This is a genomic window from Companilactobacillus sp. (assembly GCF_022484265.1).
Classification (GTDB): domain Bacteria; phylum Bacillota; class Bacilli; order Lactobacillales; family Lactobacillaceae; genus Companilactobacillus.
Map to the genome: position 1 here is coordinate 2,112,964 of NZ_JAKVLR010000001.1, position 18,954 is coordinate 2,131,917.

The window sequence follows — 18,954 nt, forward strand, 5'->3', positions numbered from 1 at the left end:
ATGTTTATGGAAAGCTATACGTTGCTTGATGGTTTGAAGTTGCCAAAAGTGGGGTTTGGAACTTACAAATTAAATGGCGCTCAAGGTGTCCGCGTGATTGATTCTGCAATTGATCAAGGATATCGTTTATTGGATACAGCTTTTAATTATGAAAATGAGGGTGCTGTTGGCGAGGCTGTTCGCAGATCGTCTGTTCCTCGTTCAGAGTTGCTCATCTCATCAAAACTTCCTGGTAGACATCATGATTACCATGAAGCTATCAATACGATCGAGGAATCGTTGTATCGAGCAGGATTAGACTACTACGATCTTTATTTGATCCATTGGCCAAATCCTAAAGAAGACCATTATGTTGAAGCATGGCAAGCTTTGATCGATGCCCAAAAGTTTGGACTAGTTAGATCAATCGGTGTATCAAACTTTTTGCCAGAACATTTGGACCGTCTTGAAAAAGAAACTGGTGTAATGCCAGTGATCAACCAAATTGAGTTGCATCCTTACTTTAATCAAGAGGATCAACGCAAGTATGATCAAGAACACGGAATTTTGACACAGGACTGGAGTCCATTAGGTCGTGCCAGCGAAATGCTTCAAAATCCTACCTTGAAAAAGATTGCCGCCAAATACGACAAGAATGTTGGTCAATTGATTTTACGTTGGGAATTGCAACTAGAAACTTTGCCAATTCCTAAATCTTCGACTCCAAGTCGTCAAGCTGGCAACATCGACTTATTCGATTTTGAAATTGATGCAATGGATATGAAGACTATCAACGGTTTAAGCAAAGCTGATGGCAGATTAAAGAATCAAGATCCAGCTGTATATCAAGAATTTTAGGTTAATTATGTAGAAGCAACTAATTGCAAGGTTAGTTACTTCTATTTTTTTCAATTTGGGTATAGTTTTAGTTTGGAACTAGTATTGGTCAATAGCTGCGTGATTCGTTAAAATACTAAAAGGATTACCACAAGATTATGGATGAAAGTGATTATTGAGGAGCGTTAAAGAAGGGTAATCAATTATGACTGAAAAAATTGCAGTATTCGTTGACTCATGTTGCGATATTCCCCAGGAATATGTGCAAAAGGATGGCATTTTCGAACTGCCAATGCAGATTATTTATAAAGATGAGAACTACTTAGATCGTGTCAATATCTCCTCAGAACAAGTTTATGATAGCTTGGATAGAGAAATTCCTAAGACTTCTTTGCCATCAGGAGATTCAATCGAACGCAGTCTAGATGAGGCTTATGCGAATGGCTATCGCAAGATCATTTCAATCTCGATTTCATCGAATTTGAGCGGGACGTTCAACTTTTTAAAGACGTTCTTGGAAAACGATGGACGTTTCGAATACAAAGCCTTTGATACTAAACAAGTTGCCGTTGGTGCAGGACTGATTGCTGTTGTTGCCAAAGATTTAGTCGATGAAGGCAAAAGCTTTGAAGAGGTCGTTGATGGCGTTCAGAAGGCTTGCGACCACACGGTAACTTACTTCTGTATTCCTACTTTGACTTATCTTAGAGCTGGTGGCCGGATCGGCTTAGTTTCCTCAGTTGTTGGTGGAGTGTTAAAACTAGCTCCGATCATCACTTGCAATGAAGAGGGGATTTATACCGCAATCGCCAAAGCTAGAGGTATGAAACGTGGTCAAAAGATCATGCGCGAGAAGATCAAGGATTTCGTCGGCAGTCATCAAAAATACTTGTTAGCTGTCAGTCACGGAAATGACGAAGCAGCCGGCGGTAAAATGCTAGCTAGTTTGGAAGAAAATGGTCTGCATGGCCAAAAGGAATTCTTTGGTATAGTTGGTCCTGCATTAGGAGTTCACACAGGACCCGGACTAGTTGGAGTGGCCTGCACATTGCTAGACTAAAACTTATATTAAAATTTAAAAATCATGAAAAATGCGATAATCATAAGGAATGTAGTTTAAATAACTGCATTCCTTTTTGATTTCAGTTAATTTTTTAAAAAATATTATTGGAAAAATACGAATTTTAGTTAATATATACAATTTTACTGATAAATGAATTCAATCCTGTGGTCCTTTTCAGTTCTAAAAAACAAATATGGTATAATCAACTGTGATTGTAAATAATTAAAATAATCGAATTAGAGTGAGAGGCTGATACCTATCGAAACTGAATCAGGAAAGAAATTCACACCCGTACTTTTAGGTAGTGATATGAACGTATACGGAATGGCCCGTGCTTTCCATGAGCTATACGGTGACACAGTCAAAGCCTATGCCGAGACCCAATTGGCACCTACACGGTATACTAAAATACTTGATTTGACGCTTTTTTCAGGATTCGCCGAGGATCCAGTTTTTATCGAAAAAATGCGTGAAATCGCTAAAATATATGACAAACATGAAGAACCAGTAATATTGATCGGCTGTGGGGACGGCTATGCCGAACTTATCAGTAAACATAAAGAAGAATTGTCGAAGACATTTATTTGTCCATACGTTGACTATGACTTATTAAAATCATTGAACAACAAAGAGAGTTTTTACAAAGTTGCTGACAAGCACCAATTACCACATCCATTAACAACGATCATTACTAAGGCTGAATATGAAGACAAAGACGATATCAAGAATCCTTATGACTATCCAGTAGCTTTAAAGCCTGCTAATAGTGTTGAGTGGTTGGATATCCATTTTGAAGGCCGTAAAAAGGCATTCACCATTCATTCAGACGAGGAATTCAAGGATATTGTCGGCAAAATTTATGACAACGGCTATACGTCAGATTTGATCTTGCAAGACTTTATTCCAGGGGATGATTCCAACATGCGTGTGCTAAATGCGTATGTCGATCAAGAGCATCATGTCAAAATGATGTGCTTAGGTCATCCAATTCTAGAGGACCCAACTCCGCAATCAATTGGTAATTACGTTGCTATCGTTCCAGAATTTAACCAGGACGTTTACGACTTAGTTCAGAAGTTCTTGGAAGATATTAAGTTCACTGGATACGCTAATTTTGATATGAAGTATGATTCCCGTGACAAGACTTTCAAATTCTTTGAAATCAACCTACGTATGGGAAGAAGTAGTTTCTTCGTCACATTGAATGGCTATAACCTTGCCAAATATGTAGTAGAAGATTATATTGAAAATAGTTTAGAAAATGAACCAACTGTTTACGCAAATAAGAACAAGGCACAACACAAACTTTGGCTAGGAGTTCCAGTTAAGGTCTTCCGCAAGTATGCTGCGGATAATGACGCAACTCATTATGCTGACGAACTTATTAAGCAAGACAGAATTGGCACAACCGTTTTCTACGATAAAGATCGTTCATTCAAGCGTTGGCTATTATTGACATACATGTTCCACAACTATGTCAAACGATTCGACCAATACTTTGAAGCTAATAAAGGACGAGACTTCGAAAAATAGGGGGCTGTACAGATGGATGAATTAAAGGATTACCAAGTCACAAAGATTGAATACGATAGGATCTTGATCTGTGTAGATTCAGATGACTTCGTTTCTTCAAAAAATGCCTTTAACTATGCATGTTCTTTAGCTAAGCATTACAACGCTAAATTAGGGATCGTTTCAGTATTGGAAACAGGAGATTTGAACATTTTCCAATCATTGGACAAGGACACTCTAAACCAACGTCGTGATCAAATTAAGGATCTGCTAGAAGCTTATGGTCAAAAAGCCAAAGAATATGGCGTTGAAGATCTTCACTTGATGGTTACCGAAGGAAATCCGGGCCATGTTATTGTGGAGCAAGTAATTCCTACATTTAAGCCAGACCTAGTGATCGTTGGTGTTGAAGAGAAGAACCGTAATAGAAATACTATCGGATCTCAAGCAGCACGCATCGTTAACGATTCCAAGGTTTCTGTCAGTGTCATCAGATAAGTTAAACCTGTATTAATAACAATAGTGCTAAGAGGCAGGGAGTTGTTCCTGCCTCTTTTGCGTTCCTAGGCTCAAGGCCTAAAGATATTTTTATATCAACAGAAGTGTTATAGTATTATTCACAATATACAAAATAGACAAATTTTTTTGGTGGTGAAGGTATGTTTACAAGTAAAGTAGTTGGTGGCGCAGGCGACATGGTCAATGCTAAACCAGCTAGCTATAAAGATAATTTATACTTGGCAGTTAATGGTGAATGGCAAGAAACAGCTAAAATACCTGCTGACAAGCCTAGAACTGGTGGATTCATGGACCTTGACGAGGGTGTTGAGAAGACCTTGATGAATGAATTCCATGAGTTTGCAAATGATGAAAGTAAAGTTGACGATAAATTGCTTTTACAAGCAGTTCGTCTCTATCGTTTAGCAAATAATGTTGAACACTTGAATAAATTTCATCAACAGCCAATTCTCAAAGATATTCAAAGAATTACAGACCTTAAAGACTTAAACGATTTAAGCGAACATTTAGCAGATCTTTCGGCAGATAATTTTCCACTACCAATTGACGTCTCAATTGATGCCGATATGAAAGATACTTCGACTAATGTTGTTTATATCGAAGGAGCAAGTTTGATCTTGCCTGACAAGTCATATTACGACGATGACAATGAATCAGGGAAGACTTTGTTGAAGAAATTCAGCGAGGTTTCTGTTAAGTTGCTCTCAATGATCGGATACGACTTAGATAAAGCAAAAGCAATCGTTGAAAAAGCTTTGGCATTTGATAAATTGTTAGTTCCAATCGTTAAGAGTCAAGAAGAGTGGGCAGATTATACTAAGATTTATAACCCAATGGAATTTAGCGAGTACATTACTAAATCGAAGTCGCTGGATCTCCAAAAAGAAGTAGTTGATCTGATCAACGATACTCCTGACAAGGTTATTATCGAAGAACCACGCTACTTAGATAATTTGGGTAAAATTGCTAATGATGCTAACTTTGACGATATGAAAGCTTGGATGTTAGTAACATACTTAACAGATAATGCTTCAAACTTGGACGAAGAATTCCGTCAAACAATTGGCGAATACTCATTGGCATTGAGTGGTGCTGAAGAGCTTCAAAATAGAACCAAATATGCCTATCACAAGGCATCAAGAATTTTTGACCAAGTAGTTGGTACTTACTATGGTAAAAAGTACTTTGGTGAAGATGCTAAAGAAGACGTTCGTAAAATGGTCAAGAAGATGATCTCAATTTACGAACAACGCATCACTGACAATACTTGGTTAGGCGAGGATACTAAGAAGAAAGCCATTGTTAAACTTGAAAAAATCAAGATCAAAGTGGGTTACCCTGACAAGATCGACGATTTATATAGTAAGTATGAAGTTGAAGAAACAGCTTCACTTTACGACAATGTCATCAACTTCCATCGTATCAAGCGTCAAGATGAATTAGACAGTTATCACAGACCAGTTAACCGTGGAAAATGGCTCATGCCAGGACACATGGTCAATGCATGTTATGATCCATCAAGAAATGATATTACGTTCCCAGCTGCAATTTTGCAGGCACCATTTTATAGCTTGAAACAATCAAGCAGTCAAAATTACGGTGGAATTGGAGCCGTTATCGCACATGAAATTTCTCATGCCTTCGATAACAACGGTGCTCAATTCGACGAGTTCGGTAATATGAACAACTGGTGGACAGATGAAGATTATGCTAAATTCAAAGATCTGACACAAAAAATGATCAAAGAATTCGACGGAATCCCATACGCCGGTGGCAAGGTCAACGGAAAGCTAGTAGTTAGCGAAAACGTAGCCGATGTCGGTGGTTTAAGATGTGCCCTAGAAGCAGCCAAGACAGAAGATGATGTTAATTTGAAAGAATTCTTCATCAACTGGGCCAGAGTATGGCGCCTAAAGGCAACCCAAGAATTCAACGAACTATTGCTAAAGACAGACGTACATTCACCAGGCCCACTACGTGCAAATGTAATGGCCCAAAACATGGACGAATTCTATCCAGAATTCCAAGTAACAGAGAAGGATGGAATGTGGCTGGAGCCAGATAAGAGAGTAAATATCTGGTAAAACCAAGAGCGTAAAAAGAAATGATTTTGAGGCAAGAACATAAGATCGACAGAGACGGAGTGGGCGCGTCACGCCCCGCAGTCTTTGGCGAGCTTATGTGTCCTGCCTCATTTTCTTTTTACGCGTTTCCGCTATAAAGCATAAAAGCGACTAGCTATTAAGCATAAGATTAACTATGAAGAGAAAACGTGGCTTATGTGTCCAGCCTCATTTTCTTTTTACGCATTTCTGCTATAAAACAAAGAAGCGACTAGCTATTAAGCATAAGATTAACTATGAAGAGAAAACGTGGCTTATGTGTCCAGCCTCATTTTCTTTTTACGCATTTCTGCTATAAAACAAAGAAGCGACCAACAAACAAACTCAAAACCAACCTCAAAAACCAAGGACAACACAGTCCTTGGTTTTTTAATTACCATAATATCAAGCTAACTAAAGCCTAACCCAAAATGTAATGTTACTAACGTTAATTAGCTTTTTTCCATTCCAAAATGTAATATATTCCAAAAAAATAGGAATGTTACAATCCAAATATCCGTCCAAATTTTTCAAAATCTTGTGATAAGCTTTTGTCAGACAAGGGGGATATGAAAGTGAAAAAAACTACCATAGCTTTATTTACTATGTTTCTAGCTATTTTAGTTTTGGCTGGGTGTTCGAGTAATAAAAACTCATCATCTGATTCCAAAACTTTAAAAGCTGGTGACTTATCATCAACCAGTTACAAGAAATCGACCACATATTATCGTGGAGGCACAACTTACAAAGGCAAGTCGATCAGCCTAAACTTCGATAAGGCCAAATACACTACCAGAACGATCACTTCTGGCAACAAGAAAATCAAATATCGTGCTTATGAAAATATTGTTTACGTAAGCAAGCCAGTTGATAAAAAATACGAAACTATGAACATCTATATTCCTGAAGCTTATTTCAAGAATAAGAAGTTAAACGGATATACTAAGAATTCTGCACCAGTCTTCTTACCAAATTCAATTGGTGGATACATGCCTGGTGAAGCCACAACAGTGGGCAAGACTAGTTCATCATCAAGTGCTGCACCAGTTGCCGGCGCTCCTGGTGCAGGAGGTGCCGGAGTTTCCGCTACAGGTGGTGCACCATCTGGTCAAAATTCTGCACCAGAAAAAGCACTTAAAGAAGGATACATTGTCGCAGCCCCTGGTGCTCGTGGCAGAACTACCAAGACAAACGGTAAGTATACAGGTAAAGCACCTGCAGCTATTGTTGATCTAAAGGCTGCTGTACGTTACTTGAAATTAAATTCTAAGAAGATTCCTGGAAACCAAAACAAGATCATTTCTGATGGTACTAGTGCCGGTGGCGCAATGTCAGCCTTATTAGGTGCATCAGGAAATAATAAAGATTACGCACCATATCTTAAAGCTATCGGTGCTGCCGATACCTCGGATGATATTTTTGCATCAATGGACTTCTGTCCAATCATGAACTTGGAAAATGCTGATCCTGCCTACGAATGGGAATTCAACGGCATCAACAGTTACCAAGGAATGGCAATGCCAGGAACAACTGCAACAGCTTCAACTCAAACTTCAGCACAAAAGAAATACTCAAATGCTTTGAAGAAACAATTCCCTGACTACGTCAACGGATTGAAACTCAAAGATGACAATGGCAATACCTTGAAGATGAACGCTGACGGAACTGGATCATTCAACAATTTGATCAAGAAGACTGTTATGAATTCAGCCCAAACAGCTATCGATAAGGGTAAAAATATTACCGAGAAGAAATATCCTTGGTTAACCATCAAGAACAAGAAAGTTACTGATGTTAACTTGGCTAAGTACTACAAAGCTGTAGGTAGAATGAAGACAGCTCCTGCATTTGATGGAGTGGACTTGTCAAATGCTGAAAACCAAGAAATGGGTACAGCAACAGTCAACAAGAAACACTTTACTAAGTACAGTCAAGACAACAATACTGCCAAGAATAAGACAGCAATTGCAGATAAATCGATCATTGCATTGATGAACCCAATGGACTACGTAGGCGAAAACAACGCCGACACAGCATCTCATTGGTACATCAGATATGGTGAAGAAGATGCCAACACATCAATCGCCATACCAACAATCTTCGCTCAAAAACTAAAGAACGAAAACAAGGATGTAAACTATCACCTAGAATGGGCAAAAGGCCACGCAGGTGATTACAACTTGAACGAAATGTTTAAATGGATGAATAAAATAAGTAGAGCGTAAAAACACCCGCTTTGAGACATGACCATAAGATAAGCCAATACGGAGTGGCGCGCGTCACGCGCTCGGAGTGTTGGATTGTCTTGTGGGTTCTGTCTCAGGGTGTTTTTTCGCGTTTCTGCTATAAAGCAAAAAAGCGACCATCAACATAAGCATGCTCCAAAACACGAAGAGAAATGCGTAACGCCCACGCTGTGTTGGTTTGACTTATGTAGTAGCTTTCAGTGAATTTTTACGCGTTTCCACAACAAAACATAAAAGCGACCAACAAAAAAGCAGAGAACGCCAAAAATCCTAAAAATGGCATACTCTGCTTTTTCCATTACCATCTCTCCCAAAAAGAACTATAATAATCTAACAATTTTGGATTAGAGGGAAGTTACTATGAAATTCAAAAAAACAATCATTGCTGGAACCATTGCTTTAGCATTGTTTAGTACGGCTCCAGTGTTCACGACCAGCAATAGCGTCCAAGCTGCGGCAACTACCACGAAGATCCAAGCTAGCGCCGAATCAGATCAAACTCAAACTATGCGTTTAGCTAATCCGAAAAAAGTTACTGTCGCATACTCTCCAAACTTGTCTGCTCAAGTGAAGTCACAAATCAAATATGCAATGAAACAGTGGAATTCAACCAAAATAGTAAATTTGATCAATTATTCTGGCGACGATCCATACCAGGCCAACATTTACGTATCTAACAATAATCCGACTACTGATAGCTGGGGTTATTCTTTGAACGCGAGTGTTTCGACCAACGATTCTAATGTCAGAACATTAATCTGGACGAAGATCGATTTGGATTCTGGATTGCGTGCTGGACAGTATGATAATGCTGCAGTCGCACATACAATTTTGCATGAAATGGGTCACGCATTGGGAATGCCAGATAATTATCAAGATCCAAATGCAATCATGTATCATACGAGCGACTACATATCTGGAGTTGATCCAACGGTAAAATTGGACGCCAGCGATTATCAAATTTTAAAGCAACTTTATGCAAGTGAAGAATAGTTTAAAGCTTGGGTTAAGTTTTTCTTGATAGTTTAAGAGTGGGGAATTTTTCCCACTCTTTTTTTAAGGAGACCAAAATGACAATAAAGAATAAACGAATTCTAGTGGTAGGCGGAACGTCAGGCTTTGGACGAGAGGTTGCCTTGCAGGCTCAACAAGCAGGTGCCCAAGTTCAAGTTATCGGACACGACCAAGGACGCTTACAAAAATTTGAAGAAGAGCATCAAGGTATTTCAGCAACAGCATTAGATGCTCACAATGCTGACGATTTAAAAAGTTTTTTCGAGGCCAATTCAAATTATGATCACCTAGTTTCGACCTTAGGAGGAGCTATGGGTGGCGGATTCTTAGATAGCTCGATCGATGAAATCAGACAAACAATCGAAGATAAATTTTTTGCCGACCTGCAATTGGCTCAAATTGCCAGTCATTCGTTAAATAAATATGGCTCTATGATCTTTACGTCAGGATCTGGCGGACATCCATCGGATGCATCTGGCGCGATAGTTGGAAACTCTGCAATTAATATTATGGTTAAAGGTCTAGCAGTAGAAATGGCACCTAATTATCGAGTCAATGCAGTGTCGCCGACCTGGACGCCAACTGGTTTGTGGCGCGATATGTCCGAACCAGACGTCATGAAACAAGTCCAACAATTTTCCCAAAATGTACCACTAAGACGAGTTGCTACGATTCCCGAAGTTGCCTCCGGATATATTTACTTGATGCAAAATAATTTTGTGACCGGACAAATATTAAATATTGACGTTGGAATAGATTTAAATTAAAAAATAAGTTTAATTTAAGCTTGAATTAAGGTTGAGGAGTGATAATTATTTCATCAAGTCAAGGAGGAATCATTTATGATTATTCTAAATTCATTAAGAGCCGGCATTAGTACAGGTATCCACACTGCAGGAAACGATATTGCCGCAGTAGGTCAATTATTCAATAACATTACTAGTTTCCACTAATAAACGATTGATAGCAGAAGAGAGTGAATTAATTTAACTCTCTTTTTTAATAAACAGATATAAATATTTGCATTTTAAAAAATTGATGCTAGACTTAAAGCTAACTTCAGATAAATTATGAAAAGAGAGATCCTATGTCCACAGAAACTATGCATGAGACGGAACAACACTACCGCATTGGTGATTTCGCCGAAATAACTGGATTAACCAGTCCAACCCTAAGATATTACGAAAAAGAAGGCTTAGTAAAACCTCATCGTTCAGATAACGGTTTGAGATATTATACTGATGCCGATGTCAGCTGGATCAAATTCTTGCTGCATCTCAAGAGCACTGGCATGTCGATCGAACAGTTGAAACAATACGTTCAATGGCGTGCAGAAGGCGACTCAACGATTAATAAACGTCTTGATTTATTGAAAGAAGTTCGTAGCGAATTCTTGAAAAAGATGGATGACCTTGACCACAGTTTGACTATCTTGAATGACAAGATCGATTGGTACGCTGGCAAGAGCAATGGCGATATTCAAGACAGTGAAGATTTTGCAAGTTATTTAAAAAATATGAATCACGCAGAATAATGGAATCCAGATAATTGGATTCTATTTTTTTACATCATCTTGTGATTTATGTAACTAAATACTGCCATATATATCATGATTGCCAATTTATTAAGTTGTATAAATGTTATTGATTTTACAATATGAATAAGTTATATTTGACATATAGACAGATATCTATATGTTTGAGGTGACAAATATTATGGACTATGACAAAAACGCAGAATTGCTCAAAGCTTTAGCAGACCCTAATCGGTTAAAAATCGTTGATCTATTATCATGCGGGACACTCTGTGCCTGCGATATTTTGGAACATTTTGAATTCACGCAGCCAACGCTTTCTCATCATATGAAGGTGCTCAAGGATGCCGGAATCGTGAGTTCTGAAAAGATTGGCAAGTGGCAACACTACACTTTGAAACCTAGTTTTACTAAGGAACTTCCCAAGTTTGTCTACCAATTGCTCCTCAACGATGAAGATTGTATTTGCCATCAAACATCGACGTCTAATTGTAAAACCTGCAAGGAGGCATAGATCATGGAACGTTATAATCCGAAAGTGGATGAATTGACGCATTATTTATTCTTTACCGGAAAAGGCGGAGTCGGTAAGACCACGGTTGCCAGTGCGACCGCAATGAAGTTAGCTGACCAAGGACATTCAGTGGTGCTAGTTTCGACGGACCCTGCCAGCAATTTACAAGATGTTTTTGAAATGGAATTGGATAACAAATTGCGGCAGATACCAAGCGTACCGAATCTTTCAGTCGCAAACTTTGACCCATTGGAATCCGCTAAGGAGTACCGTGATTCCGTTATTGAGCCTTACATTGGCGTCCTGCCAGAAGCTGCCTTGGACAATATGAAAGAACAACTGTCAGGCTCATGTACCGTCGAGGTTGCATCGTTTAATGAATTTACTCATTTCTTAACTGATCCCGAAATGAACAAGAATTACGAATATATTATTTTTGACACGGCACCAACTGGCCATACATTGAGAATGCTACAACTGCCAGCTGCTTGGACTAACTTTTTAGACAACAACACTACTGGAGCTTCATGTTTAGGACAATTAGCCGGCTTAGACCAAGACCGTGCTGTCTATAAAAAAGCTGTCGAGACTTTGACTGACGGGACTGAGACAACTTTAGTGTTGGTCACTAGACCACAGCGTAGCTCGTTATTGGAAACAATCAGGACGTCAAATGAGTTGAATAAATTAGGTATCGACCATCAGGAAGTGGTTGTAAATGGCTTGTTGTCGCATGCCGACGATTCATTGTCAGAAGAAATCATGCAGCAACAACAAGCAGATCTTGATGAATTGTTGCCAAAGCTCTCTGACTACAAACAAACTTGTGTCTATCTTCGAGCAGCCAGCACTGTTGGGATCGACAACATTAGAAATATTTTGAATCCTGAAAAAATCGAAACAGTTCAGTCAGATGAAAATAAGTCGCGTAATTTTAATACGTTAGATATGATCATCAACGATTTGAACGATAGCGATAAGAGATACATTTTTACCATGGGTAAAGGTGGCGTTGGTAAAACGACTACCGCAGTTGAAATCGCCTCAGGATTAGCTGATAAAGGCAAATCGGTGCACTTGATCACCACCGATCCAGCTGATCACTTAGGGATGTTCCAAATTGACAGCGATAAAATCAAAGTTGACCACGTTGACCCAGAACATGCTTTAGAAGAGTATCAACAAGAAGTGCTGGACAATGTTTCTGAGTCGATGACCGAAGCAGACGTGGACTACTTGAAAGAAGATCTCCGTTCACCTTGTACGCAAGAGATTGCTCTATTTACAGTATTTGCACAGCTGATCGAACAGACTAAATGCGATGTGACGGTGGTCGATACTGCACCAACTGGACACACATTGCTACTGCTTAATTCAACTGAGGAATACGCTGAAGAAGTTAAACGGACCTCTGGTAAAGTTCCAGAAGCAGTTATGAAATTATTAAATGAAGTTCAAACTGGCAAAGACGTTGAAATCGTCATGGTGACCTTGCCAGAAGCAACGCCAGTCTACGAAACTCAACGATTGAGCAAAGAATTAGATCGTGCCAACATGCCACATAAATGGTGGTTGATCAATGAAAGTCTTCAGGCGACCGACATTGATAGTCCATTGTTGAAAGCTCGTGCCAGAAGTGAAGACAGATGGATCGATGAAGTCGAAAAGCTTTCTGGTGGAAAGTTTGCCGTAACGGGGTGGCAGACTAATTACGAGAGGCAACATTTAACAGTCTAATTTTTTGAATTGTAGGTGGGGGATTTGTTAGTTTTTGGATCGATATTCATATTTCTTTTAACATTAGTTTTTGTAATTTGGCAGCCTAAGGGACTGTCGATCGGCTGGTCAGCAGCCGGTGGTGCCGTTTTGGCACTCGCATTTCAAGTAGTATCTTTTAAAGACGTTGGGACGGTTACGGGAATCGTTTGGAACGCAACCTTGTCATTTGTCGCAATTATCTTGATTTCATTAATCTTAGATCAGGTAGGATTTTTTGAATGGGCCGCTTTACATATGGCTAGATTGGCTAAAGGTAATGGTGTCTTGATGTTTATCTTGATCGCCGTACTTGGCGCAATCGTAGCAGCACTATTTGCTAACGATGGTGCAGCCTTGATCTTGACGCCAATCGTGCTTTCAATGGTCCGTTCATTGAAATTTGACGACCGCAAGATTTTTCCATTTATCATTGCCAGTGGATTTATCGCTGATGCAACGTCGCTGCCACTGGTAGTAAGCAATTTAGTCAACATTGTTTCAGCAGATTTCTTCGGATTAACTTTTTCAGAGTATGCTTTGAGAATGTGGATCCCAGATATCTTTTCATTAGTTATTAGTATCGTTATTTTATACATTTACTTTAAAAAGGCGATTCCCAAAGAGTTTGATGGTAATCACTTGGCTGAACCTAAGACAGCTATCAAGGATATCAGAATGTTCCATATTTCATGGTGGGTCTTAGGATTGTTGCTTGTTGGATACTTCAGCAGCAGTTTCCTAAAAATTCCCGTATCATTGATTGCATTGCCAATTGCAGCTGTGTTCTTACTACTAGGTTCAAGAAGCTCCAAGGTTGACGCCAAAGCAGCTTTCAAAGGTGCACCTTGGAACATCGTGGTATTTTCAATCGGTATGTACGTGGTAGTTTATGGATTGCAAAATGCTGGATTAACTCATTTGCTAGCTGGAGTAATTGATCAAATGGCAAACTGGGGGAGATTTGGAGCTACGATGGGAATGGGATATTTAGCAGCATTCCTATCCTCAGTTATGAACAATATGCCAACAGTCATGATCGATGCATTATCGATTCAAGGTAGTACTGCAGTCGGACTGATCAAGAAGAGTTTGGTTCTCGCCAATGTCGTTGGTTCTGATTTGGGACCTAAGATCACGCCGATTGGTTCATTAGCAACCTTAGTCTGGTTACATGTCCTTGACCAAAAAGGCATCAAAATCAAATGGGGAACTTATTTCAAGATTGGTATCACAGTTACCATTCCAGTTCTATTTGTAACATTAGTTGGATTGTATTTATCACTATCAATTTTTCATTAAAAGGAGAACAGGAAGATGAGAAAAGTAGAAATTTATGAAAGAGCTTTATGTTGTTCAACTGGAGTTTGCGGTCCAAGTGTCGATGATGATTTAGTCCGGACCACAAATGTTGAAAGAGAAGTAAACGAGGCATCAGGTGATGCTGAAATTATTCGTTACAATTTAGCTTCAAATCCTAAAGCATTCGCACATAAACCAGAAATAAAGGCCATTTTGGAAAAAGAGAAGATCAATGGCTTGCCAATTATTATGATCAATGGTGAGATCGTCAAACATGGTGCATATCCAAGCTTTGAGGAATTTGAGGAATATACTCAAATGAAATTACACCATAGCATGACGGTTCCAGAAGATTAATGAGTGATAAAAAAGTATATTTCATTTGTACCGGCAATTCCTGCCGTAGCCAAATGGCAGAAGGCTTTGCTGAAAAATATTTCAATTCTGATTGGGAAATTCGTAGTGCCGGAGTTGAAACGCATGGATTAAATCCATTAGCTGTCGAAGTGATGGCTGAAGTTGGAATCGATATTTCCCATCACACTTCGGATTTGATCAATAATGATTTTTTACAGCAATGCGATTTGGTCGTTACACTTTGCGGTAACGCCAGAGACAAGTGCCCAATGACTCCTTCAGAAGTGAAGAGGATTCATTGGCCATTGCCCGATCCGGCACAGGCAACAGGCACGAAAGAACAAGTGTTAGCTGTATTTAGAAAAGTTCGAGATCAAATAAATACTAATGTCAGAGATTTGGCACAGAAATACAATTAAAACTTCATTCTTGGGGATGAAGTTTTTTTGTTGGTCGCGTCTTTGTTTTTTATCAGAAACACGCAAAAAGACTAGGTGATACTGCATAAGCAAAGCCAACAATGGGGGGCGTTATGCGTTTCTCTTCATGTTTTGGGTCATACTTATTTGCTAGTCGCTTCTTTGTTTTATAGTGGAAACGCGAAAAAAGAAAATGAAGCAGAACATATAAGCTTGTCCAACACTACGAGCGCGTGACGCGCGCCACTCCGTATTGGCCAACCTTATATTCTTGCTTCACCCTTTTCTTTTTTCGCTCTTTTCCCTTGACTTAATCTGCACTTTAAGTTGTTTACTATAGTCAATCAATTAATTACGGAGGTAATATTATGGCTGAAAAACAAACTGCTGGTCGCGACAACCTTGGGGAATTTGCTCCTCAATTTGCTGCATTGAATGATGATGTTTTATTTGGAGAAGTCTGGGACAAGGAAAATGAATTATCTGCCCATGACCGTTCATTGATCACTATTGCAAGTATCATGTCGGCTGGAAATATGGAACAACTTGATGCTCATCTTAAAATTGGTAAGAAAAATGGTATCACAAAAGAAGAAATTGTTGCAGAAATCACCCATTTAGCTTTTTACGCTGGATGGCCAAAGGCTTGGTCTGCATTTAATCGAGCTAAAGAAATCTGGAAATAATAATAATTGAAGGAGAAACAAATATGGCTAAAAATGAAGAACTTAAAACAAACGGAGTATTTCCGGTTGGAGACAAGAATGATGCTTATGCTCAATACTTTATTGGACAAAGCTATTTGAACGGACTAGTTAGTCCAGAAGACAACATCGACTTTGGAGTTGGAAACGTTACTTTTGAACCTGGTTGTCGCAACGATTGGCACATCCACCATGACGGATTCCAAATTCTTTTGGTTACTGGTGGTGAAGGCTGGTATCAAGAATGGGGCAAACCTGCTCAATTGCTGAAACAAGGTGATGTTGTCGTCATTAAAGAAGGCATTAAGCATTGGCATGGAGCAAACAAAGACAGTTGGTTCAGTCACGTTGCCATCACAAAAGGAACATCAGAATGGCTTGAAAAAGTTACTGATGAAGATTACGCAAAATTAGGAGAGTAATTAATGACAGTAAAAGACAAAATCGTTGTTATTACTGGTGCCTCATCAGGTATCGGCGAAGCAACTGCTAAACTTTTGGCAGCAAATGGCGCCAAAGTAGTATTGGGAGCACGTCGTGAAGCTAGACTTCAAGAAATCGTGGACGACATTGAAAAAAATGGTGGCGAGGCCGACTACCGTGTTACCGACGTGACTGTGCCTGAACAGGTAAAGGCATTAGTCCAACTTGCCAAAGATCGTTTTGGCGGATTAGACGTAATTTTTAACAATGCTGGGATCATGCCAACATCGCCAATTAGTGCACTTCATACTGACGAATGGAACGATATGATTGACATTAATCTAAAAGGTGTATTAAATGGAGTAGCAGCAGTTATGCCTGACTTTGTTTCTCAAAAACACGGACACATCATTACTACTTCATCAGTCGCAGGTATCAAGAGCTTTCCTGGTGCCGGTGTTTACGGTGCGACAAAATTTGCTGTCCGCAATTTGATGGAAGTTATCCGCACAGAAAGTGCCAGTGAAGGTACTAATATTCGTACATCTACTTTATATCCAGCTGCAATCAATACTGAATTATTGCACACGATCACTGATTCAAATGCCAAGAAAAATATGGACGCACTCTATGATCAAGTTGGTATTGCACCAGAAGCGATTGCTAGAGTTGTGAACTTTGCAATTGACCAACCTGAAGAAGTTAATGTAAACGAGTTTACGATCTACCCAACAAAACAAGCATAACCTGTCGAAATTTTATATACGCGAGGCAGGAAAATGAAAATTTTAAGTTTTATCCCACTTACTGAACAGCAGCAACGTGAGATCCGAGAATTATCAGATGATCTGACCCTAGAAGTTGTATCACCAGATAAGGCCACTAAGGAAGATCTACACGAAGTCGATGCCATTTATGGCTGGTCGAATCGGTTAGAGGATCATGCCGTAGCAAACGGTCACTTGAAATGGATTCAAACAATTCGTGCCGGAGTTGATGCACTGCCACTAGATGATCTCCGTAAGGAAAATATCGTCGTAACTAGTGGCTCAGGTGCAAATGCAATCAACATTGCTGAGCAAACATTAGCCTACATGTTGATGTTTGTCAGAAAGCTACATCTTTCGATGAGAGATCAGGACAATGACTATTGGAACGTTGACGAACCTTACGATGAGGTCTTTGGTAAAAGCGTCCTGATCGTTGGAGCCGGAAATATTGGCAGTATTTTAGGTAAATACTGCAAGGCTTTAGGCATGAAGACAATTGGTATCAGAAGAACTGCTAAAGCAACCGAGAACATGGATGAAATGATGTCGATGGATCAGTTGGACGAAGCAGTTGGCAAGACTGATTTTGTGGTCAATATTCTTCCTGACACTAAAGCCACTGAGAAAATTTTTAATGCTGATACCTTCAAGCATATGCAATCAAGCAGTATCTACATCAACATCGGACGTGGAAAAACGACAGATACTGATGCCTTGATCGATGCACTTGAAAGCAAAGAAATCGCTGGAGCAGCACTTGACGTGTTCGAACCTGAACCATTGCCAGCTGACAATCCGCTCTGGGATATGAAAAACGTGATTGTTACGCCACACAATGCAGGTCGTTCTAAACATTATGCAGAAAGAGCCTTTGCAATCTTCAAAAAGAATTTGAAGTCATTACTGGAAAACGGCGAAGTAATTGAAAATGTCGTGGACCTTAAACTAGGCTATTAAGCTATATTTGGAGTCGGAATTCCGACTCCATTTTTTGTGTCCAGATAAGTCTCTAAATAGTAAAAATTACTAACTTGTAGTATACTTTTTAGTAATGAAAAGGAGATTTTGCATCATGACTCAGACTACCGAAACTTACGATGAGGCAATCGAATTGCTCAAAAATGATAACGTCCGGATCACCAAACAACGGACAAGCATGCTGGATTACTTGTTCAACAAACGCGACTACTATGTGCCAATCACGGAGATCGACCATAAGTTGCGACAAGAATTCAGTCGGATGAGTTATGAAACTGTCTACCGCAATGTTGAAATGCTTGAGGAATTACACGTCGTTGAAACACGCATGTTCAATAATGGACTCAGAGCCAAGTACCAATGCGATTTTAACAATATCAATCACAGTCACTTCATCTGCGAGAATTGTGGTAAGGTCGTTGAACTTGACCAACCATCGATCGATGACGTAAAGAAGAAGATACCTAATTTCCAAATTGAAAAGCAGCATTACGAAGTTATGGGATTGTGCGATGAGTGCGTTAAAAAATTGAATACCGATAAATAGAAAGAGTCGCTATTAGTTAGTGACTCTTTTTTTATAAAAATCATGGTTTTAAAAGTTGTCTGGGTATAAATTAAAGTCAGTAAATTGGAGGGATGTTCAGATGACTATCAAAGAGATTCAAATTAAACCGTGGGGAAATTCTCAAGGAATTGAGTTATCTAATGAAATGTTGGCACAAATTGGGATCGATGATATTGAGCATCAATGCGTTACTGTGGAAGTAAAAGACAATTCATTGATTTTGAAAAAGGCAGATGAAAAGTCGAGATTAATGAGAAGGTTTGGTTGCCTAATTGACGAAAAACGGGTTGATGAATTCAGTTTTGGTAAACCGCTAGGAAATGAGATTATTTAACCACAAAAAAGGGGTAGGACAATT

20 protein-coding genes are annotated in these 18,954 nt (G+C 39.2%); all 20 read left to right on the plus strand.

Features of this window, described 5'->3' with window-relative positions:
- The first annotated feature begins 6 nt into the window (after window positions 1-6).
- The 20 genes from LKF16_RS10115 (at window position 7) to LKF16_RS10210 (ending at window position 18,930) form a co-directional block, all read left to right on the plus strand.
- Window positions 7-837 (plus strand): aldo/keto reductase, encoded by an 831-nt coding sequence (locus LKF16_RS10115; RefSeq protein ID WP_291472209.1) that lies wholly within the window; start codon window positions 7-9, stop codon window positions 835-837.
- Window positions 838-1,021: 184 nt separating this feature from the next.
- Window positions 1,022-1,876, plus strand: a complete 855-nt coding sequence (locus LKF16_RS10120) for a DegV family protein (RefSeq protein ID WP_291472211.1) — start codon at window positions 1,022-1,024, stop codon at window positions 1,874-1,876.
- Between the two features lie 312 nt (window positions 1,877-2,188).
- Window positions 2,189-3,412 carry a carboxylate--amine ligase gene (locus LKF16_RS10125; RefSeq protein WP_291472213.1) on the plus strand — a complete coding sequence of 408 codons (1,224 nt, stop codon included), beginning with the start codon at window positions 2,189-2,191 and terminating at the stop codon, window positions 3,410-3,412.
- 12 nt (window positions 3,413-3,424) lie between these two features.
- Window positions 3,425-3,889 carry a universal stress protein gene (locus tag LKF16_RS10130; protein ID WP_291472215.1) on the plus strand — a complete coding sequence of 155 codons (465 nt, stop codon included), beginning with the start codon at window positions 3,425-3,427 and terminating at the stop codon, window positions 3,887-3,889.
- 197 nt (window positions 3,890-4,086) lie between these two features.
- Window positions 4,087-5,994 (plus strand): M13 family metallopeptidase, encoded by a 1,908-nt coding sequence (locus tag LKF16_RS10135; RefSeq protein WP_291472292.1) that lies wholly within the window; start codon window positions 4,087-4,089, stop codon window positions 5,992-5,994.
- 593 nt (window positions 5,995-6,587) lie between these two features.
- Entirely contained in the window at window positions 6,588-8,237 is a 1,650-nt protein-coding gene (locus tag LKF16_RS10140) for a subtype B tannase (RefSeq protein ID WP_291472217.1), read from the plus strand.
- A gap of 381 nt (window positions 8,238-8,618) precedes the next feature.
- Complete coding sequence (locus LKF16_RS10145) at window positions 8,619-9,251, plus strand: M57 family metalloprotease (RefSeq protein ID WP_291472219.1); 633 nt, start codon at window positions 8,619-8,621, stop codon at window positions 9,249-9,251.
- A gap of 77 nt (window positions 9,252-9,328) precedes the next feature.
- Entirely contained in the window at window positions 9,329-10,039 is a 711-nt protein-coding gene (locus LKF16_RS10150) for an SDR family oxidoreductase (RefSeq protein WP_291472221.1), read from the plus strand.
- Between the two features lie 320 nt (window positions 10,040-10,359).
- Window positions 10,360-10,806 (plus strand): MerR family transcriptional regulator, encoded by a 447-nt coding sequence (locus tag LKF16_RS10155; protein ID WP_291472223.1) that lies wholly within the window; start codon window positions 10,360-10,362, stop codon window positions 10,804-10,806.
- 181 nt (window positions 10,807-10,987) lie between these two features.
- On the plus strand, window positions 10,988-11,320 hold the full coding sequence (locus LKF16_RS10160; protein ID WP_291472225.1) for an ArsR/SmtB family transcription factor: 333 nt from the start codon (window positions 10,988-10,990) through the stop codon (window positions 11,318-11,320).
- 3 nt (window positions 11,321-11,323) lie between these two features.
- Window positions 11,324-13,057, plus strand: a complete 1,734-nt coding sequence (arsA, locus tag LKF16_RS10165) for an arsenical pump-driving ATPase (RefSeq protein ID WP_291472227.1) — start codon at window positions 11,324-11,326, stop codon at window positions 13,055-13,057.
- 24 nt (window positions 13,058-13,081) lie between these two features.
- Complete coding sequence (locus tag LKF16_RS10170) at window positions 13,082-14,377, plus strand: arsenic transporter (protein ID WP_291472229.1); 1,296 nt, start codon at window positions 13,082-13,084, stop codon at window positions 14,375-14,377.
- Window positions 14,378-14,392: 15 nt separating this feature from the next.
- Entirely contained in the window at window positions 14,393-14,734 is a 342-nt protein-coding gene (gene arsD, locus LKF16_RS10175; protein WP_291472231.1) for an arsenite efflux transporter metallochaperone ArsD, read from the plus strand.
- Complete coding sequence (arsC, locus tag LKF16_RS10180; RefSeq protein WP_291472233.1) at window positions 14,734-15,153, plus strand: arsenate reductase (thioredoxin); 420 nt, start codon at window positions 14,734-14,736, stop codon at window positions 15,151-15,153. Before arsD ends, arsC begins: the two co-directional genes overlap by 1 nt.
- Before the next feature lie 368 nt (window positions 15,154-15,521).
- Window positions 15,522-15,839 (plus strand): carboxymuconolactone decarboxylase family protein, encoded by a 318-nt coding sequence (locus tag LKF16_RS10185; RefSeq protein WP_291472235.1) that lies wholly within the window; start codon window positions 15,522-15,524, stop codon window positions 15,837-15,839.
- Window positions 15,840-15,862: 23 nt separating this feature from the next.
- Window positions 15,863-16,279, plus strand: coding sequence for a cupin domain-containing protein (locus tag LKF16_RS10190; protein ID WP_291472237.1), 417 nt, complete (start codon window positions 15,863-15,865; stop codon window positions 16,277-16,279).
- Window positions 16,280-16,282: 3 nt separating this feature from the next.
- Window positions 16,283-17,026 carry an SDR family oxidoreductase gene (locus tag LKF16_RS10195; protein WP_291472239.1) on the plus strand — a complete coding sequence of 248 codons (744 nt, stop codon included), beginning with the start codon at window positions 16,283-16,285 and terminating at the stop codon, window positions 17,024-17,026.
- Between the two features lie 33 nt (window positions 17,027-17,059).
- Window positions 17,060-18,007 (plus strand): D-2-hydroxyacid dehydrogenase, encoded by a 948-nt coding sequence (locus LKF16_RS10200; RefSeq protein WP_291472241.1) that lies wholly within the window; start codon window positions 17,060-17,062, stop codon window positions 18,005-18,007.
- Between the two features lie 115 nt (window positions 18,008-18,122).
- The gene (locus tag LKF16_RS10205; RefSeq protein ID WP_291472243.1) at window positions 18,123-18,575 is read left to right on the plus strand and encodes a Fur family transcriptional regulator; all 453 of its coding nucleotides are present in this window, start codon (window positions 18,123-18,125) and stop codon (window positions 18,573-18,575) included.
- A gap of 100 nt (window positions 18,576-18,675) precedes the next feature.
- Window positions 18,676-18,930 carry an AbrB/MazE/SpoVT family DNA-binding domain-containing protein gene (locus LKF16_RS10210; protein ID WP_291472244.1) on the plus strand — a complete coding sequence of 85 codons (255 nt, stop codon included), beginning with the start codon at window positions 18,676-18,678 and terminating at the stop codon, window positions 18,928-18,930.
- The last annotated feature ends 24 nt before the right edge of the window (window positions 18,931-18,954 follow it).